The 22,539-nt window shown below is 71.3% G+C and carries 25 protein-coding genes; 23 read left to right on the forward strand and 2 right to left on the reverse strand.

The features are described 5' to 3' along the window. Window positions 1-48 precede the first annotated feature (48 nt). From V1227_RS38085 to V1227_RS38140, 12 genes are all read left to right on the forward strand, one after another. Window positions 49-2,520: a hypothetical protein gene (locus V1227_RS38085; RefSeq protein ID WP_329789945.1), complete on the forward strand. Its 2,472-nt coding sequence runs from the start codon at window positions 49-51 to the stop codon at window positions 2,518-2,520. Beyond that, complete coding sequence (locus V1227_RS38090) at window positions 2,517-3,311, forward strand: HAD-IIA family hydrolase (RefSeq protein ID WP_329789946.1); 795 nt, start codon at window positions 2,517-2,519, stop codon at window positions 3,309-3,311. Before V1227_RS38085 ends, V1227_RS38090 begins: the two co-directional genes overlap by 4 nt. A gap of 4 nt (window positions 3,312-3,315) precedes the next feature. Continuing rightward, the gene (locus V1227_RS38095) at window positions 3,316-3,483 is read left to right on the forward strand and encodes a hypothetical protein (protein WP_374237013.1); all 168 of its coding nucleotides are present in this window, start codon (window positions 3,316-3,318) and stop codon (window positions 3,481-3,483) included. Window positions 3,484-3,489: 6 nt separating this feature from the next. Further along, window positions 3,490-4,302: a TlyA family RNA methyltransferase gene (locus V1227_RS38100; RefSeq protein WP_329789947.1), complete on the forward strand. Its 813-nt coding sequence runs from the start codon at window positions 3,490-3,492 to the stop codon at window positions 4,300-4,302. After that, window positions 4,299-5,189, forward strand: a complete 891-nt coding sequence (locus V1227_RS38105; RefSeq protein ID WP_329789948.1) for an NAD kinase — start codon at window positions 4,299-4,301, stop codon at window positions 5,187-5,189. The genes V1227_RS38100 and V1227_RS38105 overlap by 4 nt, the downstream gene beginning before the upstream one ends. Window positions 5,190-5,269: 80 nt before the next feature. Further along, window positions 5,270-7,051, forward strand: coding sequence for a DNA repair protein RecN (gene recN, locus V1227_RS38110; protein ID WP_329789949.1), 1,782 nt, complete (start codon window positions 5,270-5,272; stop codon window positions 7,049-7,051). A gap of 457 nt (window positions 7,052-7,508) precedes the next feature. After that, window positions 7,509-8,105, forward strand: coding sequence for a hypothetical protein (locus tag V1227_RS38115; RefSeq protein ID WP_329789950.1), 597 nt, complete (start codon window positions 7,509-7,511; stop codon window positions 8,103-8,105). 100 nt (window positions 8,106-8,205) lie between these two features. After that, window positions 8,206-8,688 carry a hypothetical protein gene (locus V1227_RS38120; protein WP_329789951.1) on the forward strand — a complete coding sequence of 161 codons (483 nt, stop codon included), beginning with the start codon at window positions 8,206-8,208 and terminating at the stop codon, window positions 8,686-8,688. Continuing rightward, on the forward strand, window positions 8,685-9,116 hold the full coding sequence (locus V1227_RS38125; RefSeq protein WP_236220917.1) for a hypothetical protein: 432 nt from the start codon (window positions 8,685-8,687) through the stop codon (window positions 9,114-9,116). Before V1227_RS38120 ends, V1227_RS38125 begins: the two co-directional genes overlap by 4 nt. Next, window positions 9,113-9,553 carry a hypothetical protein gene (locus tag V1227_RS38130; protein WP_329789952.1) on the forward strand — a complete coding sequence of 147 codons (441 nt, stop codon included), beginning with the start codon at window positions 9,113-9,115 and terminating at the stop codon, window positions 9,551-9,553. The genes V1227_RS38125 and V1227_RS38130 overlap by 4 nt, the downstream gene beginning before the upstream one ends. A 62-nt stretch (window positions 9,554-9,615) precedes the next feature. Then, window positions 9,616-10,800 carry a putative cytokinetic ring protein SteA gene (gene steA / locus V1227_RS38135; protein WP_236220915.1) on the forward strand — a complete coding sequence of 395 codons (1,185 nt, stop codon included), beginning with the start codon at window positions 9,616-9,618 and terminating at the stop codon, window positions 10,798-10,800. Then, window positions 10,797-11,735 (forward strand): copper transporter, encoded by a 939-nt coding sequence (locus tag V1227_RS38140; protein WP_329789953.1) that lies wholly within the window; start codon window positions 10,797-10,799, stop codon window positions 11,733-11,735. The genes steA and V1227_RS38140 overlap by 4 nt, the downstream gene beginning before the upstream one ends. Here V1227_RS38140 and V1227_RS38145 read toward each other — a convergent pair. After that, entirely contained in the window at window positions 11,732-12,415 is a 684-nt protein-coding gene (locus V1227_RS38145; protein ID WP_329789954.1) for a hypothetical protein, read from the reverse strand. The genes V1227_RS38140 and V1227_RS38145 overlap by 4 nt on opposite strands. Before the next feature lie 177 nt (window positions 12,416-12,592). On the opposite strand from V1227_RS38145, the gene V1227_RS38150 reads away from it, so the two are divergent. From V1227_RS38150 to V1227_RS38160, 3 genes are read left to right on the forward strand one after another with little or no spacing between them, the layout of a single operon-like run. Next, a complete protein-coding gene (locus V1227_RS38150; RefSeq protein WP_442916415.1) occupies window positions 12,593-14,275 on the forward strand; it encodes a CTP synthase in 1,683 nt (560 codons plus the stop codon). Beyond that, window positions 14,272-14,892: an NUDIX domain-containing protein gene (locus tag V1227_RS38155; RefSeq protein ID WP_236220911.1), complete on the forward strand. Its 621-nt coding sequence runs from the start codon at window positions 14,272-14,274 to the stop codon at window positions 14,890-14,892. The genes V1227_RS38150 and V1227_RS38155 overlap by 4 nt, the downstream gene beginning before the upstream one ends. A 39-nt stretch (window positions 14,893-14,931) precedes the next feature. Next, complete coding sequence (locus tag V1227_RS38160) at window positions 14,932-15,291, forward strand: DUF2752 domain-containing protein (protein ID WP_236220910.1); 360 nt, start codon at window positions 14,932-14,934, stop codon at window positions 15,289-15,291. Here V1227_RS38160 and V1227_RS38165 read toward each other — a convergent pair. Next, window positions 15,288-15,902, reverse strand: coding sequence for an NINE protein (locus tag V1227_RS38165; protein WP_329789956.1), 615 nt, complete (start codon window positions 15,900-15,902; stop codon window positions 15,288-15,290). The genes V1227_RS38160 and V1227_RS38165 overlap by 4 nt on opposite strands. Window positions 15,903-15,955: 53 nt before the next feature. On the opposite strand from V1227_RS38165, the gene ald reads away from it, so the two are divergent. The 8 genes from ald to V1227_RS38205 all read left to right on the forward strand — a co-directional run bounded on the left by ald (window position 15,956) and on the right by V1227_RS38205 (window position 22,391). Next, on the forward strand, window positions 15,956-17,026 hold the full coding sequence (ald, locus tag V1227_RS38170; protein WP_329789957.1) for an alanine dehydrogenase: 1,071 nt from the start codon (window positions 15,956-15,958) through the stop codon (window positions 17,024-17,026). Window positions 17,027-17,034: 8 nt separating this feature from the next. Beyond that, window positions 17,035-17,910: a site-specific tyrosine recombinase XerD gene (gene xerD, locus V1227_RS38175; RefSeq protein WP_442916566.1), complete on the forward strand. Its 876-nt coding sequence runs from the start codon at window positions 17,035-17,037 to the stop codon at window positions 17,908-17,910. A gap of 24 nt (window positions 17,911-17,934) precedes the next feature. Then, the gene (locus tag V1227_RS38180; RefSeq protein WP_090101229.1) at window positions 17,935-18,264 is read left to right on the forward strand and encodes an ArsR/SmtB family transcription factor; all 330 of its coding nucleotides are present in this window, start codon (window positions 17,935-17,937) and stop codon (window positions 18,262-18,264) included. A gap of 100 nt (window positions 18,265-18,364) precedes the next feature. Continuing rightward, the gene (locus V1227_RS38185; protein ID WP_329789958.1) at window positions 18,365-19,288 is read left to right on the forward strand and encodes a ParA family protein; all 924 of its coding nucleotides are present in this window, start codon (window positions 18,365-18,367) and stop codon (window positions 19,286-19,288) included. Beyond that, window positions 19,285-19,608 carry a hypothetical protein gene (locus V1227_RS38190; protein ID WP_329789959.1) on the forward strand — a complete coding sequence of 108 codons (324 nt, stop codon included), beginning with the start codon at window positions 19,285-19,287 and terminating at the stop codon, window positions 19,606-19,608. The genes V1227_RS38185 and V1227_RS38190 overlap by 4 nt, the downstream gene beginning before the upstream one ends. Beyond that, window positions 19,605-20,438 carry a segregation and condensation protein A gene (locus tag V1227_RS38195; RefSeq protein WP_329789960.1) on the forward strand — a complete coding sequence of 278 codons (834 nt, stop codon included), beginning with the start codon at window positions 19,605-19,607 and terminating at the stop codon, window positions 20,436-20,438. Before V1227_RS38190 ends, V1227_RS38195 begins: the two co-directional genes overlap by 4 nt. A gap of 398 nt (window positions 20,439-20,836) precedes the next feature. After that, entirely contained in the window at window positions 20,837-21,664 is an 828-nt protein-coding gene (scpB, locus tag V1227_RS38200; protein ID WP_329794214.1) for an SMC-Scp complex subunit ScpB, read from the forward strand. After that, window positions 21,657-22,391, forward strand: coding sequence for a pseudouridine synthase (locus tag V1227_RS38205; RefSeq protein WP_329789961.1), 735 nt, complete (start codon window positions 21,657-21,659; stop codon window positions 22,389-22,391). Before scpB ends, V1227_RS38205 begins: the two co-directional genes overlap by 8 nt. Window positions 22,392-22,539: the final 148 nt, after the last annotated feature.

Raw genomic sequence — 22,539 nt, forward strand, 5'->3', positions numbered from 1 at the left:
CAGTGCTCGCTCACAAGCCCCTTTCAGCGTGTCCATAGGAGGAATCAGGTGTCCAGGTTCGGGGATCGTCCCGGCGACCGTCAGCGTGGCCAGGGAGACCGACCGCGCCGTTCCGAGGGTGGCCGTCCAGCAGGCGATCGGAAGTTCAGCAACAACTCCCAGCGTGGTGAAGGCTCCGGCGACCGCACCAACAGCGGTGACCGTCGAGACAACCGCGCCGGCTCAGGCGACCGCGGTGGCTACCGCGGTCAGAGTTCCGGTGACCGAGGCGGCTACCGCAGGGACGACTCCGGCGACCGCGGTGGGTACCGCGGCGACCGTTCGAGCGACCGCAGTGGCTCCGGTGACCGCGGTGGCTACCGGGGTGAGCGCTCCGGTGGTGACCGCGGCGGCTACCGCGGGCAGGGATCCGGTGAGCGCAGCGGTTTCCGCAGCGACCGTCCCGGCTTCCGCAAGGACGACTCAGGCGATCGTGGTGGCTACCGGGGCCAGGGTTCCGGCGAGCGCGGTGGCTACCGCAAGAGCGACTCGGGTGACCGTGGCGGCTACCGGGGCCAGGGCTCGGGCGACCGCCCCGGCTACCGCAAGGACGACTCGAACGACCGCGGTGGCTACCGCAGGAGCGAGTCGGGCGACCGTCCTGGCTACCGCAAGGACGACTCGGGTGACCGTGGCGGCTTCCGTTCCGGTGGCGACCGCGGTGGATACCGCAAGAGCGACTCCGGCGACCGGGGCGGCTACCGGGGTGACCGGTCCAGCGACCGTGGCGGGTTCCGTCGCGACGACTCGAACGACCGCGGCGGGTACCGCAAGAGCGACTCGGGTGACCGGGGCGGCTTCCGTCGTGACGAGTCCGGTGATCGTGGTGGGTACCGCGGCGACCGTTCGAACGATCGCGGCGGGTACCGCAAGGACGACTCGGGCGACCGTGGTGGCTACCGGGGCCAGGGTTCGAGTGACCGGGGCGGGTACCGCAAGAGCGACTCCGGCGACCGTGGTGGCTACCGCGGCGAGCGCTCGGGTGAGCGTGGCGGGTTCCGCAAGGACGACTCCGGTGATCGCGGTGGGTACCGCGGCGACCGGTCCAGCGACCGCGGTGGTGACCGCGGCGGATTCCGGAAGAGCGACTCGGGTGACCGTCCCGGCTACCGCGGCCAGGGCTCGGGCGACCGTCCCGGCTACCGCAAGGACGACTCGGGCGATCGTGGCGGTTACCGGGGCCAGGGTTCAGGCGAGCGCGGTGGCTACCGCAAGAGCGAGTCGGGTGACCGCGGTGGGTACCGCGGGGACCGTTCGAACGATCGCGGCGGGTACCGCAAGGACGACTCGGGCGACCGTGGCGGCTACCGCGGTGACCGGTCCGGCGACCGCGGTGGCTATCGCAAGAGCGACTCCGGTGACCGTGGCGGCTACCGCAACGACGAACGCTCGGCTCCGCAGCGCGACGACCGTCGTGACGAGCGCAGCCGTGAGCGCGCGGCGCGGTTCCAGGACCGCATCGCCGACCAGGAGACCACCGATCAGGACAGCACCGGGGCCGAGGGCGCCGCTGCCGAGGTGAAGCCGGCCGCCGAGCGTTCCGGCTACCGCCTGGGCGACGGTGCCGCGGCCACGCGCACCGCGGCCAGTCGTGAGGCTGTGGCCGAGACCGCGGTCGCTGCCGACAGCAACGCGGACGAGACCGCCGAGGGCGAGGTCGTCACCGAGGACCGCGAGGCCGACGTGCCCGCGGCCGGGAACGACGAGGCCGACCAGGCCGGCGAAGCATCGGACGAGGTGCGTGCGGCGGACGCCGAGGCCGGCGACGAGCAGCGCGACGAGGCGCCCGCGCCCCGTGGCGGACGGCCCGAGCTGCCCGAGGAAGCCGACCTGTCGCTGCTCGACCCGGAGATCAAGGCCGAGCTGCGCAGCCTGCCCAAGGGCCTCGCGGAGCTCGTCGGCAAGCACCTGGCCGCGGCCGGGCTGCTGATCGACGAGGAGCCGGAGCTGGCGCTCGAGCACGCGCGGTACGCGCGGAGCAAGGCCGCTCGCGTCGGTGTCGTGCGGGAAGCGGCGGGTCTCACCGCCTACTTCGCGGACGAGTGGGCCGAGGCTCTCAGCGAGCTGCGCGCCGCGCGCCGGATGATGGCCGGGCCGGGCCACCTGGCGATCATGGCCGACTGCGAGCGGGCGCTCGGGCGTCCCGAGCGGGCCATCGACCTCGCCAAGGACCCGTCGGCCAAGGAGCTGAGCCAGGAGGACGAGATCGAGCTGCGGATCGTCGCGGCCGGCGCTCGTCGCGACATGGGTCAGCTCGACGCGGCCGTCGTCGCACTCCAGGGTCCGGACCTCGACCCGGGACAGCGCACGCCCTACTCGGCGCGGCTCTTCTACGCTTACGCCGACAACCTGGCCGCGGCCGGTCGCACCGAGGAAGCGGTCAAGTGGTTCCTCAACGCCGCCGAGGCTGACGACGAAGGGGAGACCGACGCCGCCGAGCGCGCGTTCGAGCTCACCCAGGAGGAGACCGCGGAGCAGTGAGCGAGACGTTGGTCGACCGGTACGACGCATTGCTGATCGATCTCGACGGCACCGTGTACCGCGGGTCGGAAGCCGTGCCCGGTGCCGCCGAAGCCATTGCGGCGGCCAGGAGCAAGGGCGTCGGGATCCGGTACGTCACCAACAACGCCTCACGCTCTCCGCAGGCGGTGGCCGACCACCTCGTCGAGCTCGGGTTCGAGACGAGCGTCGACGAGGTGAGCACCTCCTCGCAGGCAGGCGCGGCGATGCTCGCCGAACGCCTGCCCAGGCGGTCCACCGTCCTCGTGCTCGGCACCCAGGCTCTCGAGGCCGAAGTGTTCAAGCGCGGGCTCATCCCGACCGACACCGCCGAAGGCGCGGTGGCGGTCCTGCAGGGCCTGTCCATGGACCTCGGCTGGCGCGAGCTGGCCGAGGCCGCCGTGGCCATCCGCGCCGGTGCGCTGTGGGTGGCGTGCAACGTAGACGCCACCCTGCCCACCGAACGCGGCCTCCTGCCCGGCAACGGCAGCCTCGTCGCGGCGCTGAAGACCGCCACCGACCAGGAGCCCCTCGTCGCCGGCAAGCCCGCCACCCCGCTGCTGCAGCAGGCGGCGAAGGACCTCGGCGCGCACCGCCCGCTGGTCGTCGGAGACCGCCTCGACACGGACATCCTGGGCGCCGTGAACGCCGGGATGGACTCGCTGCTCGTGCTCACCGGCGTGTCGACGGAGGAGGAGGCGCAAGCGCTTCCGGAAGAGCGACGACCGACGTATGTCGGCGCGGACCTGTCCGTGCTGCATCGGCTACCGTAAGACCGTGAGCTACCCCCTGCCCGGACCGCCGCCCAACCCGGCCGACGCCATCGAAGGCGCGCTGGAGCGGCTCGACGGGCTCGAGAACGTCGCCCTCGAGGAGCACGTTGCCCGGTTCGACGCCGTGCACGCCACGCTCACCGACGCACTGTCGAGCATCGACAAGGTGTGATGCACAGTGCCTCGCAGGGTGCGGCTCGACGCCGAACTCGTGCGCAGGGGGCTCGCCCGGTCCCGTGAGCACGCCAGCCAACTCGTCGCGGACGGCCGCGTCACGGTGCGCGGCACCGTCGCGACCAAGCCCGCGACCGCCGTGGAGACCTCCGACGCGGTCGTCGTCAAGGACCTCGACAACGATCCCCACTGGGCCTCCCGGGGCGCGCACAAGCTGATCGGCGCGCTCGAACGGTTCAAGATCGACCCCACCGGCAGGCGCTGTCTCGACGCCGGCGCGTCCACCGGCGGTTTCACCGACGTGCTGCTGCGCGGAGGTGCGAAGCAGGTCGTCGCGGCCGACGTCGGCAGGGGTCTGCTCGACTGGAAGCTGCAGACCGACGATCGGGTCGTGGTGAAGGACAAGACCAACGTCCGCACCCTCACGCCCGAAGACATCGGCGGCACGGTTGAACTCGTGGTGGCCGATCTTTCGTTTATCTCGTTGAGGCTTGTGCTCCCCGCACTGGCCGCGTGCCTCGACGAGGAAGGCGATCTGCTGCCGATGGTCAAGCCGCAGTTCGAGGTGGGCAAGGAGCGCCTCGGCTCCGGAGGCGTCGTGCGCGACCCCGGGCTGCGCGCGGAAGCCGTGCTCGACGTGACCAGGGCGGCGGCCGAGCTCGGCCTGGCCGTGCACGGGGTCGTCGCGAGCCCGCTGCCCGGCCCGTCCGGCAACGTCGAGTACTTCCTCTGGCTGCGCAAAGCAGGACCCGCCCCGGACGGGGCGGACACTGCCGCGGAAATGGTGCGCACCGCCGTCGAAGAAGGGCCCCAATGAGGGAAGTCCTGCTGGTCGTCCACACCGGCCACCAGAGCAACATCGATCTCGCCCGTCAGGTGGCCGGCCGCCTCGCGGTCGGGGGCGTCACGACGAGGGTGCTCGACGACGAGGCGCGTGACCTCGGCCCGTCGTGCTGCACCAAGGTCGTGCCCGCCGACGACCACGCCGCCGAGGGCACCGAGCTGGTGCTGGTGCTGGGCGGTGACGGCACGCTGCTGCGCGGCGCCGAGCTCGCCCGCCCGGCGCGGGTGCCGGTGCTCGGCGTGAACCTGGGCCGAGTCGGGTTCCTCGCGGAAGCCGACTCGGACGCGTTGCACGAGGCCGTCGGTCACGTGCTGGAACGCGACTACTTCGTCGAAGAGCGCATGACGCTCGACCTCATCGCCAAGGTCGACGGCGAGGTCGTCGTCAAGACGTGGGCGCTCAACGAGATCAGCGTCGAGAAGCTGATCCGCGAACGCATCCTCGAGGTCGTCATCGAGGTCGACGGACGGCCCGTGTCGGCGTTCGGCTGCGACGGCGTGCTGTGCGCGACGCCGACGGGTTCCACGGCCTACGCGTTCTCGGCCGGCGGTCCCGTCGTGTGGCCGGACGTGCAGGCGATCCTGGTGGTGCCGAGCAACGCGCACGCGCTGTTCGCGCGGCCGCTGGTCGTGTCGCCGAAGTCGCACGTGGCGTTTGAGATCGAGGCGACCGGGCACCCGGCGGCGCTGTCCGCGGACGGGCGGCGCACGTTCGAGCTGCCCGCGGGCGCGCGGATCGAGATCGTGGAGGGCGAGGTGCCGCTCAAGGTCGTCCGGCTGCGCCAGGCCCCGTTCACGGACCGGCTGGTCGAGAAGTTCGACCTGCCGGTGAAGGGTTGGCGGGGGCCATCGGCAGGCTGACCGCGCCGCTCGGTGCGTCGGCACTGGCTCGTTGTGGTGCCCGCGAGGAAATGTCGGACTCGACAAGTAAGGTTCGCCCTGTGCTGGCCGAGATGCGCATCAATGGCCTTGGCGTGATCGACGAGGCCACCCTGGAACTGGACCCCGGGTTCACCGTTGTCACGGGTGAGACGGGCGCGGGCAAGACCATGGTCGTGACCGGGTTGCACCTGCTCGGCGGTGGCCGGGCGGAGGCGTCCCGCGTGCGCACCGGAGCGGACAGGGCGGTGGTCGAGGGCCGCTTCCAGGCCCCGGCGGGCAGTCCCGCCGCGAAGGTGGCGGAGGAGGTCGGCGGCGAGGCGGACGAGGACGGCTCGCTGATCGCGATCCGCACCGTCGGCGCCGACGGCCGCTCCCGCGCGCACGTCGGCGGCCGCTCCGTGCCGGTCGGCGTGCTGTCCGAGCTGGCCGAGCAGCTGATCGCCGTCCACGGGCAGAACGACCAGCTGCGGCTCATGCGCCCCACCGAGCAGCGCGCCGTGCTGGACCGCTTCGCCGGCGACGACGTGGGCGAGCCCCTGCGCGCGTACCAGGCCGTCCGCGAGGAGTGGCTGCGCGTCTCCGCCGAGCTCAAGGAACGCACCGAACGTTCCCGCGAACTGGCCCGCGAGGCCGACCTGCTGCGCCACGGCCTGACCGAGATCGACGCGGTCGCCCCGCAGCTCGGCGAGGACATCGAGCTGCACGACGAGGCCCGTCGCCTGGCCGACGCCGACCAGCTGCGCGAGGCGGCCCAGGGCGCGCAGTTCGCGGTGTCCGGCTCCCTGGAGGGCGACCCGGACAACCCCGGCGCGCTCGGCCTGATCTCCGAGGCCGCCCGCCGCCTGTCCGCGTCCGAGGACCCGAAGCTGCGCGAGATGGAACCGCGCCTCGTCGAGGCGGCCACGCTGCTGGCCGACGTCGGCGCCGAGATCTCCGGCTACCTCGACCAGCTCGAGGCCGACCCCGGCCGCCTCGAGGCCGTGCTGCAGCGCCAGGCCGAGCTGAAGGCGCTGACCCGCAAGTACGCCGCCGACGTCGACGGCGTGATCGCCTGGGCCGAGCAGGCGCGCGCCCGGCTGGGCGGACTGGACACGTCCGAGGAAGCGCTCACCGGCCTGGCGGCCCGCCGCGACGAGCTGGCCGCGGAGCTGGCGACGCTCGCCGCTCAGGTGACGGCGGCTCGGGTCGAGGCCGCCCTGGAACTCGGCAAGGCCGTCACCGAAGAGCTCGACGGGCTCGCGATGCCGCACGCCTCGGTGGAGCTCGCCGTCCGGCCCCGGCACGCCGAGGCCGGGGACGCGCAGGCTCTCACCGTCGGGCGCTCCGTGCTGCACGCCGGCGCGTCGGGGGTGGACGACGTCGAGCTCCGGCTGATCTCCCACCCCGGGGCGCCGGCTCTCCCCGTGCACAAGGGGGCTTCCGGCGGTGAGCTCTCCCGGGTGATGCTGGCGCTCGAGGTGGTGCTGTCCCACTCCGATCCGGTGCCCACGCTGGTGTTCGACGAGGTCGACGCCGGAGTCGGCGGACGGGCCGCCGTCGAGGTCGGGCGGCGGCTGGCTCGGCTCGCCCGGTCGCACCAGGTGATCGTGGTGACGCACCTGCCCCAGGTCGCGGCCTTCGCCGATCGGCATCTCGTGGTGGACAAGTCCGCCGACGGGACGTTCACGCGGTCGGCCGTCCGGAAGCTGGACGAGACCCAGCGGGTGGTGGAGCTGGCTCGGATGCTGGCCGGGATGGACTCCACCGACACCGGGCGGGCTCACGCCGAGGAACTGCTGGCCGCGGCCAAGTCCGACAAGTCTTCCGCTCCTGTGGTTCGGCGGAGGAAGAAGAAGGGCTGAGGATTGTCGGACCCCCTGAGTAGGTTGGGATTTGGGGGTCCTGGGAGTGGGGGGGACGCCTGCGTCAGCATGCGTTCCCTTTTGTGGGTGTGGCTTGGGGTTGCTGGGGTGCTGGCGGCTCTTGTCGTGTTTCCCGTGTTGGGTGCGGCCTGTTGCGTTGCGTACTTTCCCTGGGGCTCTGCCCCTAGACCCCGGCAATCTGATCGGGGGCCCGCGCCGGTCGCGGGTTGATGGCACGCCTGTTGCGTTGGGCGGCTGCCGGTTGCGTCCGTTGTGGGGTGGGGCCGGTGGGGGCCAGCAAAAGCCAAGAGCAAAGCCGAAGCGACGGCTCGCCTCCGGCTTCGCGAGCGCCTCGGCTTCGCCTTCGCGCTGTTCTGGCTGTGGTTCGGCATGATGGAGGGGACCGAGCTCCGGTCAGCGGACGCACGCGGTGTGCGGTGGAAGGTGGACCGGATCTGTGACCACGCGCCGGGTGCTCGGGGCGGTGCTGGTGTTCGTCGCGGCCGGGTTGGCTGTGGCGGCTACGTTCTTGACCGCCTATTCGGTGCAGGTCGTGGTGAGCGGGCGGACGCTGCGGTTCGAGGCCACCTCGTGGGTCGTTGAGCGGGACGACTTCCGTGAGGTGCTGATGTTGGCGCCGTTGGAGTTCGGGGAGCCTGTTGTCGGGGCGGCTCTGGTGATGGCGTTGGCTGCTGTGCTGGCGTTTCGGGTTCCTGCTTTCCGGGTGGGGTCGTTGCTCGGGGCCGGGTTGTTGGCAGGGGCCGCCTGGTCTGCCGTGGGGCGCGTGCAAGGGCTGGTCGGGGAGCTCGAGGGCATCGAGTCGCCTGTGCCCATTGCCGTGGAGCAGGGGGACGGGGTCACGATGCTGATCGTGGCTGCCGGGGTGGGTGTCATTTCCGCCGTGTTGCACCAGGAGTTGCCTCGGCGGGTTGGTGGCGACGACGACGTGGAGGGTGGTGATGGGGTGGTGATCCACCAGATCGACGACGACGGGGACGACGCCGAGACACCGCCCTATGGGTATCCGGTGATCGTGGAGCCGAAGGGTGGTTGAGCGGCGGAGGGTGGCCGGTGTGCTCTCCGTGCTGGGGGCCGGGGTTGTGGTGGCCGGGAGTCTCCTGGACACCTTCCGGACCGTCCACAAAGGATTTGAAGTGGAGTTGGTGATCACCACCTCGGCGTGGGTGACCAGGTCGGAGCCTCCGAGCGGGCCGCCGGAGAACCCCGCGTTGTTCGCGGCGGGGTGGCCGTTGGTCGTTTGCGCGGTGGTGGTGGCTTGTGCCGTGGTGCTGACGTTGCGGGAGAGGACCGCGTTCGTCGGGCGGGTGCTCGTTCTCGGTGCTGCCGGGGCGTTGACCGGGGTGGTGTTCCTCTACCTCGCGCTGGTCGAGCGGCAGCGGAGCCTGTACTCCTTCGTGCCGTCCGGGGAGCCCGCGGCCGAAGTGCACTACCTCGGCGGTACTGGGATGTTGGTCCTGGGAGCGATCATCGCGGTGGCCGGGGCCGTGCTCGCCCAGCAGCGGGTGGGGTCTGCGCCGGTGGTTGAGGACGGGGTGGTCGTGCGGTCGCTGGGCGGGGAGGACGACACGCCGCCGTTCGGCATCGCCGTTCCGGGCGATGGGCGGGAGGCGCGGTGATCGGGAGGCCTACGGCGATCGCGCTGATCGCGGTCGGGGTGGTGCTGACGGCCACGGCGATGGTGCTGCCGTGGTACTCGACCGCTTACGGCGGTGGGGTCGAGGTGGTCGTTCGGGCTTGGGGGACGGAGATCGTCAACAAGCCCGGTGACTGGCCCGCCGGGGAGCTGTCGCCCTGGTACGGGGTGCCGGTGGCGGTCACGGCGGCGTTGCTCGTCGCCGGGATCTGGGTTGCGCGCGCCGCGTTGGCCGGCGCGGCGGGGCAGGTCGGGGCCGTCGGCGTCACGGCGGCGCTGGTCGTGTCGGAACGCGGGCACGCGGTCGAGCAGCAGGGGGACTTCGCGGTCGGGTTCGGGCTGGTGTTCCTGGTGGCCGGAACGCTGGTGGCGCTCGCGGGTGCCGTCGCGGTGCAGCGGGAGGCGGCGTGAAGAAGGTCCTGAGCGTCGTGTTGCTCGTGCTGGCCGCAGGGGCCGCGGTCGGGGCGACGTTCCTGCCGTTCTCCGAGCTGTTGATCAGACTTGCTCCCGGGCAGCCGCAGACCGCGTACGTCACGACCGGGTGGAGCACGCGGTTCGGTGGCACCAAGGACGAGCACGGTCCGTTGTTCGCCATCCCGATCGTGGTGGCGGCCGCGGCGGTGCTGGTGGGTGTTCGGTGGCGGAAGGTCGCCTTCGCCGGTGCCGCGGCGCTCGCGGGTGTGGCCGGGATGCTGTTCGTCTACCTGTTGAACGCGATCAGCTTCCACAAGACGGGCAACATCGCCATCGACCCGGGGCTGGAAGCCGGGTTCGGCAACGGGATCTGGGTGCTCATCGGCGCTGTGGTACTGGCGTTCGGTGCCGTGGTGGTTCACCCCGACGACTGACCAGCAGGAATCGCCCGGCGTGCCTCACCGGCCACATGCGCACCGTGGGTCACTATCGGCGCATGAAGCTTTCCGGGCTGCTGAACCGCACCAACCACGAACTTCCCGGAGTCACGGGCGTCGCGCGGGTTGATCGGCGCGCGAGCGACCTGGTTCGGCGCGTGAGTCCCGGTGACGTCGCCGTCATGGACCTCGTCGACCTCGACCGGCGCACCGCGGAAGCGCTCGTCGCGGCCGAGGTGGTCGGTGTCGTGAACGCGTCGCCGTCCATCTCCGGGCGCTTTCCCAACCTTGGGCCGGAGCTGCTGCTCGAGGCGGGCATCCCGCTGATCGACGACGTCGGCGCGGTCGCGTTGCGGGAGATCAAGGAAGGCACCAAGGTCCGGCTGCACGAGGGCGTCGTCTACGCCGGCGAACGCGAGCTCGCGAAGGGCGTCGAGCAGAACGCCGAGAGCATCGCCGACGCCATGATCGAGGCGAAGGCCGGCATGTCGGCGCAGCTGGAGGCGTTCTCCGCCAACACCATCGAGTTCCTGCGCCGCGAACGCGCGCTGGTGCTCGACGGCGTCGGCGTGCCCGAGGTGTACGTGTCCATGCGCGACCGGCAGGTGCTCGTCGTCGCGGGGGGACCGTCGCACGCCGAGGAGCTGCGCAAGCTCCGCCACTACATCCGCGAGTACCGGCCGGTGCTGATCGGTGTCGACACGGGCGCGGACACGCTGATCGACGCCGGGCTCAAGCCGGACATCATCGTCGGCGACCCGGACGGCATCGGCACCGCGTCGTTGCGCGCGGCCGCCGAGGTGGTCGTGCCCGCGCAGACCGACGGCCACGCGCCCGGCCTGCAGCGCATCCAGGACCTCGGCATCGGCGCGGTGACGTTCCCCGCCTCGGGCAACGCCGAGGACCTGGCGCTGCTGCTCGCCGAAGCCCACGGGGCGTCGCTGGTCGTCACGGTCGGGCTGCGCGCGACGCTGCGCGAGTTCCTCGACCGCGGGCACTCCGGCTCCAACCCCTCCACGTTCCTGACCCGGTTGAAGCTCGGCAGCAAGCTCGTCGACGGGGAGGCCGTCGCGACCCTGCACCGCAGCCGGGTCTCGCTGGGCGTGATCGTCCTGCTGGTGGCCGCCGCGATCGCAGCCATGGCGGCCGCGCTCGCGGTCTCCGGCGTCGGTCACGTCTACGTCGACATCGTGGTCGACGGCTGGCAATCCGTCGTCAACTGGCTCAAGGGGTTCTTCTCGTGATCACGTTGCGCTACCACGTAGTTTCGATCACCGCCGTCTTCCTGGCCCTCGCGGTCGGGGTCGTGCTGGGGTCGACCGCGATCAGCGGGCGGTTGCTGTCGGGGTTGAGCGACGAGAAGAACTCGTTGGCGCAACAGGTGAACGAACTGCAGAACGACCGCAACGCGTTGAACGCCAAGCTGACCGAGGCCGACGAGTTCGCGGAGTCCGTCGGGCCGCTCGCGGTCAAGGACCGGCTCACCGACCGCACGGTCGTGATCGTCACGACCGCGGACGCGCGCCCGGCCGACCGGGACGCCCTCAACGGGCTGCTGAAGGCCGCGAGCGCCACGGTCACCGGCGAGGTCCAGCTGACCGACGCGTTCGCCGACCCGTCCCGCGGCGACCAGCTGCGCGACCTCGTGGCACGGTTGCAGCCCGCCGGGTCGCAGCTGCCCACGGCCGGCGACCCCGGCACCCGCGCGGGCGGCCTGTTCGGTGCCCTGCTGCTGCTCAACCCCACCAGCAACCAGCCGCAGGCCACGGCCGACGAGACGGCGGCCGCGCTCTCCGGGCTCTCCAACGCCGGGTTCGTGAAGGCGACGTCCGGGGTGAAGCCCGCGCAGCTCGCGATCGTGCTGACCGGTGGTGCGGCGATCGGTGACTCGGCGGCCGACCGGGCCTCGACGGTCGCGCGGTTCGCCACCCAGCTCGACCGGTCCGGTGCGGGTGTCGTGCTGGCGGGAGCGAACGGCTCGGCCAACGGCACCGGTGCGATCGGTGTGGTCCGCGCGGACACGAACGCGACGTCGATCCTGTCCACCGTCGACAACTCCGACACCCCGGCGGGCCAGGTCGTCGTGGTGATGGCGCTGGGCGAGCAGCTGGAGGGCCGCTCCGGCCGGTACGGGGTGGCGGGCAACGCGGAGGCGTCGTCGCCGGGGGCGGCGAGCTAGTACTCGGTCGTCCAGTCGCCCGGCAGCAGCTCCACCAGCAGTTCCAACGCGTCCGGCGTGCGGGCGCGGGCCCACAGCCACTGGTGGTCGTCCTCGCGGACGACCAGGTCGTCGCCTGCGAACCAGCGGGTGCCGGGACTGTGCAGCGGCAGGAGCGCGAAGTTGTCCCGGAGCAGGGAGACGTCCGCCTCGGACGTCTCCCTGTCCGCCGTCTCGGCCCCGTCGCGGAACAGCGCCTCGGACAGCACCATCTCCACGCACGCCAGCGAGAACCGCGGCAGCCACGGGTCCCAGCGCTCCTCGGTCTTGTCGACGTGGTCGAGTTTGATCATCACCTCGGGGTCGTCGCCGCCCAGCGCCGTGGCCCAGGCCGCGACCCACTGGTTCTCGTCGCGGAACACCAGCACGTCGTCGTCCACGCGCAGTTCCGAGGGCAGGAGCAGGCGGTCCTGGTTGCTGGTCAGGTCGGGGCGCTTGCCGAACAGCGACAGCGCCTCCTTGACCGCCTCCGGCAGCTCGACGCCGAGCCGTTCCTCGGTGGCGGCGAGGTCGGCGCGGCTCCAGCCGTCCTGCGGTTCGATCGGCTCCGCCCACGCGGCCGCGAACCCCTCGACGAAACGCCAGGCCGCCGAGCGGTCGTGAACGGCTCCAGCGGCTGCCCCTGCCACGTCGAAGGTCACGTGACAACTTTTCCTGATGCCGGCCCGTGCCGGGGGAAGTTCGGGAAATCCCCTCGCTGCGCCGATCGGGTGATGTGATCTGCCGGGTCGTGGTGCGCTGGGTGACCGGCGGCGTGTTAGCGTTATGGCCCGTGGATAGGGGGATTCACCCCCACGATTTTCACGGGAGCCCCGTTGGTGCAGCAGGCACGTACGACCAAGCACGTCTTCGTCACGGGAGGCGTCGCGTCCTCCCTGGGCAAGGGGCTCACCGCCTCCAGCCTCGGCCAGTTGCTCACCTCGCGCGGCCTGCGGGTGACGATGCAGAAGCTCGACCCGTACCTGAACGTGGACCCCGGCACGATGAACCCGTTCCAGCACGGCGAGGTCTTCGTGACCGACGACGGCGCGGAGACGGACCTCGACATCGGCCACTACGAGCGGTTCCTCGCGCGGGATCTGAGCGGTGACGCGAACGTCACCACCGGCCAGGTGTACTCCGAGGTGATCGCCAAGGAGCGGCGCGGCGAGTACCTGGGCGACACGGTCCAGGTGATCCCGCACATCACCGACGAGATCAAGCGCCGCATCCGCGCGATGGCCGAGCCGGACGCCGACGGCGTCACGCCGGACGTCGTCATCACCGAGGTCGGCGGCACCGTCGGCGACATCGAGTCGCTGCCGTTCCTGGAGGCCTGCCGCCAGGTCCGCCACGACGTCGGCCGCGACAACGTCTTCTTCCTGCACGTGAGCCTCGTGCCGTACCTGGCGCCGTCCGGTGAGCTGAAGACCAAGCCGACGCAGCACTCCGTCGCGGCGCTGCGCAACATCGGCATCCAGCCCGACGCGATCGTCTGCCGGGCGGACCGGGAGATCCCGGACGCGCTCAAGCGCAAGATCGGCCTGATGTGCGACGTCGACACCGACGCCGTCGTCGCCGCCGTGGACGCGCCGTCGATCTACGACATCCCGAAGGTGCTGCACGCCGAGGGGCTCGACGCCTACGTCGTGCGCCGCCTGGACCTGCCGTTCCGCGACGTCGACTGGACGGTGTGGGGCGACCTGCTGCAGCGCGTGCACAACCCCGTCGAGACGGTGAAGATCGCGCTCGTCGGCAAGTACGTCGACCTGCCCGACGCGTACCTCTCGGTCACCGAGGCGCTGCGGGCCGGAGGGTTCGCGCACCACGCCAAGGTCGAGATCAAGTGGGTGCCGTCGGACGAGTGCAAGACGGCCGAGGGCGCCGCGCGGGCGTTGTCCGGCATGGACGCGGTGCTGATCCCCGGCGGCTTCGGCGTGCGCGGCATCGAGGGCAAGATCGGCGCGCTCAAGTACACCCGCACGCGCGGTGTGCCGACGCTCGGCCTGTGCCTCGGCCTGCAGTGCATGGTCATCGAGGCGGCGCGCAACCTCGCGGGCATCGAGGACGCGAACTCCAGCGAGTTCGAGGAGGGCGGCTCGCCCGTCATCTCCACGATGGCCGACCAGGAGGACGTCGTCTCCGGTCAGCGCGACATGGGCGGCACGATGCGCCTGGGCGCGTACGTCGCGAAGCTCACGCCGGGATCGGTCGTCGCGAACGCCTACGGCGCCACCGAGGTCTCCGAGCGGCACCGCCACCGCTACGAGGTCAACAACGCCTACCGCGGCAAGCTCGCCGACGCCGGCCTGGTCTTCTCCGGCACGTCGCCGGACGGCCGCCTGGTGGAGTTCGTGGAGCTGCCCGCCGACGTGCACCCGTTCTACGCGGCCACGCAGGCGCACCCTGAGCTCAAGTCGCGTCCCACGAAGCCGCACCCGCTGTTCGCGGCGTTCGTGAAGGCCGCGATCGACTACCGGGTCGCGGACCGCCTCCCGCTGACGGCGGGAGCGTCCCAGTGACGTCCAGGCACGACTTCCGCACGGTCTCCAGCGAGGACGTGCACGTCGGCAAGGTCGTGGCGCTGAGGGTCGACGAGGTCGAGATGCCCGGCGGCGGCACGGCCAAGCGCGAGATCGTCGAGCACATGGGCGCGGTGGCGGTCGTGGCCGTCGGCGACGAGGGCGAGGTCGTGCTGGTCCACCAGTACCGGCACGCGCTCGGCAGGCACCTCTGGGAGCTGCCGGCCGGCCTGCTCGACCACGACGGCGAGGAGCCGGTCGTCGGTGCCCGCCGCGAGCTGGCCGAGGAGGTCGGTCTCGACGCGCGGCGCTGGGACACCCTCGTCGACACGGCCGCGTCGCCCGGCTTCACCGACGAGGTCGTGCGCGTGTTCCTGGCGCGTGACCTGTCCGAGGTCGACCGCGAGGTGCAGGGCGAGGAGGAGGCGGACCTGGAGGTCCACCGCTTCCCGCTCGCCGAGGCCGTGCGGATGGTGCTGTCCGGCGAGATCGTGAACTCGTCGACCGTCGCGGGGCTGCTCGCGGCCCGTGAGGTGCTGGAGGGCCGGGTGGAGCCCCGTCCCGCCGACGCGCCCTTCCGCGACCGGCCGACCCGGTTCGCCGCGCGCAAGAAGTAGGTTGGAGCCATGCAGACGCTGAAGGGTTCTCTCACACGGATGAGGGGGCCCCTCAGCGTGCTCGCAGCCGGTGCCGCGGGCGCTGTGCTGCTGCTCTTCGTCGACCCCAACCAGCCGGGCAACTTCCTGCCGAAGTGCCCGTTCAAGGCGCTCACCGGGCTCGACTGCCCCGGCTGCGGGGTCACGCGGATGCTCCACGCGCTGCTGCACGGCGACGTCGTGGCCGCGTGGCACTTCAACGCCGTGCTGCTCGTGCTGGGCGTGCCGACGGTGGCCTGGCTGCTCACGCGCTGGACGATCGCCCGCTGGAAGGGAGAACGGCGACCGGTGCGGCCTGCGCTCGGGTTCGCCGTTCTCGCCGTGGCGCTCGTGTGGGGCGTGGGGCGCAACCTCGCCTAGGAGTCGCGGAGCTTGCGGCCCTCGGCGTCGGTGCCGCCGCTGACCAGGATGATGATCGCGTCCACCAGCGACCAGACGCCGCAGCCGCCGCAGGTGAAGAGCTGCGCGAGCGCTATGCCGGTGTGGCCCGTGTAGAAGCGGCCCACGCCGAAGTTGCCCAGGAACAGCTGCAGCAGGCCCGCGACGATCTTCGACTTGTCCGACAGCGGCACGCCCGTGTACGGGTCGAAGCCGTACGGCGCGCCGGGAGCGGCGTAGCCGGGAGGGACCATGCCGGGCGGCGGCTGCGGCAGGGCGTACTGCGGCTGCGGGCCGGTGGGCGGCGGGTAGTACGGCTGCGTGGGCTGCGGCGCGAAGCCCGGCGGCGGGGCGGGTACTGCCGTGAACGGCACGGACGGCGGCGCGAGGAACGGCGGGTGCGGCTGCGGCAGGTCGCGGAACAGATCGGCGAGCTCCGCGTAGCTCTGCGCGCCGGACGCGCGGTTGACCCGCTCCTGGTACTCGGTGATGTCGAGCCGCGCCATCGCGAAGTGGTCGTTGAGAGCGGTGATCGCCTCTTCGCGCTGCTGGTTGCCGATGCGCTGCTGGTCCGGCCCGAATGCTTCTGACACGGCTGCGCACGTTATCCGATGCAGCGGGCCGATATCGGGAATACGCTGCGACGATGCTGGTCGGTGTCCCAAAGGAGATCAAGAACCACGAGTACCGCGTCGCCATCACGCCCGCCGGCGTGGTCGAACTGGTGCGCCGAGGGCACGAGGTCGTCCTCGAGCAGGACGCCGGTGCCGGCTCGTCGTTCCCCGACCACGAGTACACGGCGGCGGGAGCGCGCATCGCGTCGTCCGCCGACGAGGTGTGGGCCTCCGCGGACCTGGTGCTGAAGGTGAAGGAGCCGATCGAGGCCGAGTACCACCGCCTGCGCCGCGACCAGGTGTTGTTCACCTACCTGCACCTGGCGGCCTCGCCGTCGTGCACCGCGGCGATCGCCGCGTCCGGCACCACGGCCATCGCCTACGAGACCGTGCAGCTGCCCGACGGGTCGTTGCCGTTGCTGGCGCCGATGAGCGAGATCGCCGGGCGGATGGCGGCCCAGGTCGGCGCGCACTGCCTCGAACGCGCGCAGGGCGGGCGCGGTGTGCTGCTCGGCGGTGCTCCCGGTGTCGCCGCGGGCAAGGTCGCGGTGATCGGCGCGGGCGTGGCCGGGATGAACGCGGCGACGATGGCGATCGGCATGCAGGCCGAGGTGGTCGTGCTCGACACCAACGTCAACCGGTTGCGGCAGATCGACTTCACCTACCGCGGGCACCTGCAGACGATCGCGTCGAACGCCTACGAGGTCGAGAAGGCCTGCCGCTGGGCGGACCTGGTGGTCGGCGCGGTGCTCGTGCCCGGTGCCAGGGCGCCCAAGCTCGTCAGCAACGAGCTGGTGTCGCGGATGCGCCCCGGCAGCGTGCTCGTGGACATCGCGGTCGACCAGGGCGGCTGTTTCGAGGACACGCGGCCGACGACACACGACGCGCCGACGTACCGCGTGCACGACTCCGTGTTCTACTGCGTTGCGAACATGCCCGGTGCCGTGCCCAACACGTCGACGTACGCGCTCACGAACGTGACGCTGCCGTACGTCATCGCGTTGGCGGACAAGGGTTTCGAGCGCGCGGTGGCGGACGACCCGGCACTGGCCAAGGGCGTCAACGCACGCCACGGAGAAATCCTGCTGGAAGGGCTGGCGTGATCGCAGAGCTGGTGGCGACCTACCTCGACCACCTCGCCGTGGAACGCGGCACCGCCCGCAACACCCTCGACTCGTACACGCGCGATCTGCGCCGCTACACCGAACACCTGGAATCCCTCGGCATCACCGACTTGGGCGCGGTGACGGAAGTGCAAGTGAGTGAGTTCCTTGCCGTGCTGCGGGAAAGCGGGCTTGCGGCGTCGTCCGCCGCACGGACGTTGGTCGCTGTGCGCGGGTTACACCGCTTCGCGCACCGTGAAGGTGTTGTGCCGCATGACGTCGCACGCGCAGTGCATCCGCCTTCGCCGCCGAAGAGGCTGCCGAAAGCATTGCCCGTCGATGAAGTTCTGGCGCTGCTCGACAATGTGGGAAACCTCAGGGACAAAGCCCTGCTGGAGTTGCTGTACTCGACGGGAGCCCGGATCTCCGAGGTGGTCGGGCTCGACGTGGACGACATCGACGCGTCCGAGCGGACCGTTCTGCTCGACGGGAAGGGAGGCAAGCAACGGCTGGTCCCGGTCGGGCGGCCGGCGTTGGCCGCGGTGGACGCGTACCTGGTTCGCGCACGTCCCGCCCTTGCGGCGAAAGGACGTGGCACGCCTGCGTTGTTCCTGAACGCGCGCGGTGGAAGGCTTTCGCGGCAGAGCGCGTGGACGGTCCTGAAGACCGCTGCGGAGGACGCCGGGATCACCGCCGCGGTGTCACCCCACACGTTGCGGCATTCGTTCGCCACCCATCTGCTGGAAGGGGGTGCGGACGTTCGGGTGGTGCAGGAACTCCTCGGGCACGCATCGGTTACGACCACTCAGGTGTACACACTGGTAACCGTTACGACTTTGAGGGAGGTCTACGCAACTGCACACCCTCGGGCCACTGGAACATGAGGCTTCCACGGGTACGGTGGGCAGGTGCCGAACTTGGACGAGCCGTCCCCACAGGCCATCGATCTAGCCGCTGTGCTGCACGCGCTGAGCGACCCGACCAGGCTCGCGGTCGTGCGCCAGATCCAGTCGAGCGGGGAACGCCTGTGCGGGGCCTTCGAGGTTGACGTCGCGAAGTCGACTCTCTCCCAGCACCTGCGCGTGCTGCGGGAGGCGGGCATCACCCGAACACGTTGCCGCGGCAACCAGCGCTGGGTGTCGTTGCGCCGCGATGACCTGGACCTTCTGTTCCCGGGCCTGCTCGACGTGGTGCTGACCGCGTCCGACAGGCGCACACGAACGGATGTTCCGGCCTAACTGAGTCTTGACAACACCGGCGAGGCGCGTTGCCGCTCGCACGGGTGCGGCCTAGGCTGCGCCCGGAGAGACGACTACGAGCAGTGAGGGACCGCCAGCCATGTCGACACCGGAGCACGCTTTCGCGCCCCGTGCCGATCTGAGCCTGGCTCCGCACGCCGCGCCGGTGGACGACGTCGCTCAGGAGCAGCTCGACGGCATCGGACCGACGGGCCGCCAGCGCCGCCACATCCCGGACCCGCCCCCGCTGCTGCGCCACGGCCCGGCGAAGATCCTCGCGGTGTGCAACCAGAAGGGCGGCGTCGGCAAGACGACGTCGACCATCAACCTGGGAGCGTCACTCGCCGAATACGGCCGCCGCGTGCTGCTGGTCGACTTCGACCCCCAGGGCGCGCTGTCGGTCGGCCTCGGTGTGCACCCGCACCAGCTCGACACCACGATCTACAACGTCATCATGGAGGGGCACACCCCCGTCGGCGACGTCATCCGCAAGACCATGGTCGACGACATGGACCTGCTGCCGAGCAACATCGACCTGTCGGCCGCGGAGATCCAGCTCGTGTCGGAGGTCGGCCGCGAGCACACGCTCGTGCGCACCCTCCGCCCGGTGATCGACCACTACGACTACGTGCTGGTCGACTGCCAGCCCTCGCTCGGCCTGCTCACGGTGAACGCCCTCGCGGCCGCGGACGGTGTGCTGATCCCGCTCGAGTGCGAGTTCTTCTCGCTGCGCGGGGTGGCGCTGCTCATCGACACCATCGAGAAGGTCAAGGAACGCTTGAACCCCAAGCTCACCATCACCGGCATCCTCGCCACGATGTTCGACCCGCGCACGCTGCACTCGCGCGAGGTCATGGCCCGCGTTGTCGAGGCGTTCGGCGACATCGTGTTCGACTCGGTGATCAACCGCACGGTGCGCTTCCCGGAGACCACCGTGGCCGGCGAACCGATCACCCGCTGGGCACCCCGTTCGTCCGGCGCCAACGCGTACCGCGCGCTGGCCCGCGAGGTGATCGCCCGGTGACCCGTCGCCCTTCACTGCCGGGGGCCGCGGAACTGTTCCGCCTGACGTCCGCCCCTGCCGCGCCCGAGGCCTCGGCGACGGAGGAAGCGCCGCAGCAACGCCGTGGTTCCGGCCGCACCAAGCACACCACGAAGATCACGGTCTACGTGTCGGACGAAGAGCTGCTGGCGCTGGAACAGGCGCGGCTGGTGTTGCGCGCGGCCCACGGCCTGGCCGTCGACCGGGGCCGCGTCGTGCGCGAGGCGATCGCGATCGTGCTGGACGACCTGGAAACGCACGGTGACGCGTCGCTGCTGGTACGCAGGTTGCGCGAGCAGTGACCGAGGACGTTCCCGCTGAGGGCGCTGTTCAGGACGACGGCAAGTTCAAGGTCAGGCTCACGAACTTCGAGGGTCCGTTCGACCTGCTGCTCCAGCTGATCTCGCAGCACACGCTGGACGTGACCGAGGTGGCGCTGCACCAGGTCACCGACGACTTCATCGCGCACATCCGCGGCATGGGCGACGCGTGGGACCTCGACGAGACCACCGAGTTCCTCGTCATCGCCGCGACGCTGCTCGACCTGAAGGCCGCCCGCCTGCTGCCGACCGGCGACGTCGAGGACGAGGACGACCTCGCGTTGCTGGAGGCGCGCGACCTCCTGTTCGCCCGGCTGCTGCAGTACCGCGCGTACAAGCAGGTCGCGGCCCTGTTCGCGGAGCTGGAACACGGCGCGTACCGGCGCTACCCGCGCTCGGTGTCGCTCGAACCGCGCTTCGAGGGCCTGCTGCCCGAGGTGATGCTCGGCGTCACGCCCGACAAGTTCGCCCTGATCGCGGCCGCGGCCTTCCGGCCGAAGCAGAAGCGGACGCTCTCGGTCGCGCACATCCACCAGCACCGCGTGTCGATCCGCGAGACCGCCGACGTGCTGCGGGCGTTGCTGATCGAGAAGGGCACCGCGTCGTTCACCGAGATCATCGCCGACTGCACCGAGACCATGGAGGTGGTGGCGCGGTTCCTCGCGCTGCTGGAGCTGTACCGGGAGAAGTCGCTGGCCTTCGAGCAGGAGGACCCGCTCGGGCCGCTGCAGGTGACGTGGGTCGGCGGGTCGTTGGAGGAAGCGCAGGCGCAGGTGCACGCCGGCGACGAGGATGAGGACTACGGCGGATGAGCGAGCCACTGGTGGGGCCGGACGCGGCGGAGATCGAGGAGCCGGGGCCTGCGTTCGACGGGGGCGGGCCGGGTCGCGGCGAGGACGTGTCGGCCGGGGACCAGGAGGCGCCGGCCGGGGGTGAGCGCGCGGCGAGCCGGGGTGAGGACGTGGCCGGCGCCGCTGAGCCCGGTGCCGGGGAGGCCGTCGGGTCCGCCGGCGAGGGGGAGGCTGATTCCGCTCTCGACGACGCCGCTCCTGCTGCTGTCGTGCTGGACGCCGGGGCCGAGGGCGCCTCGGCCGGAACCGGCGCGGCGGTCCCGCCCCCGGTGTCCAGTCTACCGGGCGGCACCGACGAAAACGGCACGTCAGGCGCCGGTGCTGGGGACAACTCCGGTGCTGGGGACGACTCCGGTGCTGTGGGCGGTTCCGGTGCCGAGCCCGCGTCGGACGCCGCACTCGACGACGCCGCTCCCGCCGCGGTCGTGCTCGCCGAGCCGGGAGCCGGGTCCGTCGCCGCCGGTGTGAAGGCAGGCGCCGCGAAGCCGCGCACCGCCAGGACCGGCGCTCGCGCCAAGGCGAAGCCCACCGCTGTCCCCGAGGCCACTGCCGAACCGCAGGCCGACACCGACGCCGCCGCCCTCGAGGCCCAGCTCCTCGCCGCCGCCCCCGACGAGGCCATCGAGGACAGCGGCTTGCCGGACCTCACCGACGACGCCACGTTCGAGGCCGCGCTCGAGTCCGTGCTGCTCGTCGTCGACAGCCCGATCGCCGAAGACCAGCTCAGCAGTGCCCTCGAGCAGCCGGTGAAGCGGGTCAAGACGGCACTCCGTAGACTGTCGAGCCGGTACACCGAGTCCGGCAGCGGCATCGACCTGCGCAGGGCGGGGGACGGCTGGCGGTTCTACACGCGGGACCGGTTCGCCCCGTTCGTGGAGAAGCTGCTGCTCGACGGCCAGCGCGCGAAACTCACCCGCGCGGCCCTGGAGACGCTCGCGGTGATCGCCTACCGGCAGCCCGTGACGAGGGCGCGGATCGCGGCGGTTCGCGGCGTCAACGTGGACGGTGTGATCCGGACCCTGGTCGCCCGGGGGCTCATCGAGGAGACGGGCACCGACAGCGACACGGGTGGGATCCTGTACCGCACTACCGAACTGTTCCTGGAGCGGTTGGGGCTGTCGTCGTTGCACGACCTGCCGCCAATCGCGCCGCTGCTGCCCGAAGTGGATGCGATCGACGATGTCTGAGAACGAGGGCGTGCGCCTGCAGAAGGTGCTGGCGCAGGCGGGGATTGCCTCGCGCCGTGCTTCGGAGGAGCTGATCGACCAGGGGCGGGTGCAGGTCGACGGCGTGGTCGTGCGCGAGCAGGGCCGGCGGATCGACCCGCAGACCGCCGTCGTGCACGTCGACGGGGTGCGGGTGCAGATCCGCGAGGACGTCGTCACCATCGCGCTCAACAAGCCGTTCGGGATGCTCTCCACGATGGAGGACGACCTGGGGCGTCCGTGCGTGGGCGACCTGGTGCGCAACCGCGCGGAGCGGCTGTTCCACGTCGGGCGCCTCGACGCCGAGACCGAGGGCCTGCTGCTGCTCACGAACGACGGTGAGCTCGCGCACCGGCTGATGCACCCGAGCTACAACGTCAAGAAGACCTACCTCGCCGAGGTCCCCGGGCCGGTCGAGAAGGGGCTCGGCAAGAAGCTCAAGGCGGGCGTCGAGCTGGAGGACGGGCCGGTCAAGGTCGACTCCTTCAAGCTCATCAGCGCGGTGCCGGGCAAGGCGCTCGTCGAGGTCGTGCTGCACGAGGGCCGCAAGCACATCGTCCGCCGCCTGCTCGAGCACGTCGGCTACCCGGTGCAGTCACTGGTCCGCGTCGCGATCGGCGAGGTGTCGCTCGGCAACCAGCGGCCCGGGTCGATGCGCGTGCTGAACCGCCAGGAGGTCGGCGGCCTCTACAAGCTCGTCGGTCTCTGACCGCGACGCGGGAGAACACCCGTTCGCCCCTCCGGCCCCCAGAGCCGGAGGGGCGAACTGCGGTGCACGCCCCGTGCGACGAGAACGCTACGGCGATCTTGTTGTAAGGGGCCGGGACCTGCGCTCCGAACAACACGGTGTAGACAAC

Origin of the sequence: Lentzea sp. DG1S-22 (assembly GCF_036321065.1) — a bacterium.
Lineage (GTDB): Bacteria > Actinomycetota > Actinomycetes > Mycobacteriales > Pseudonocardiaceae > Lentzea > Lentzea jiangxiensis.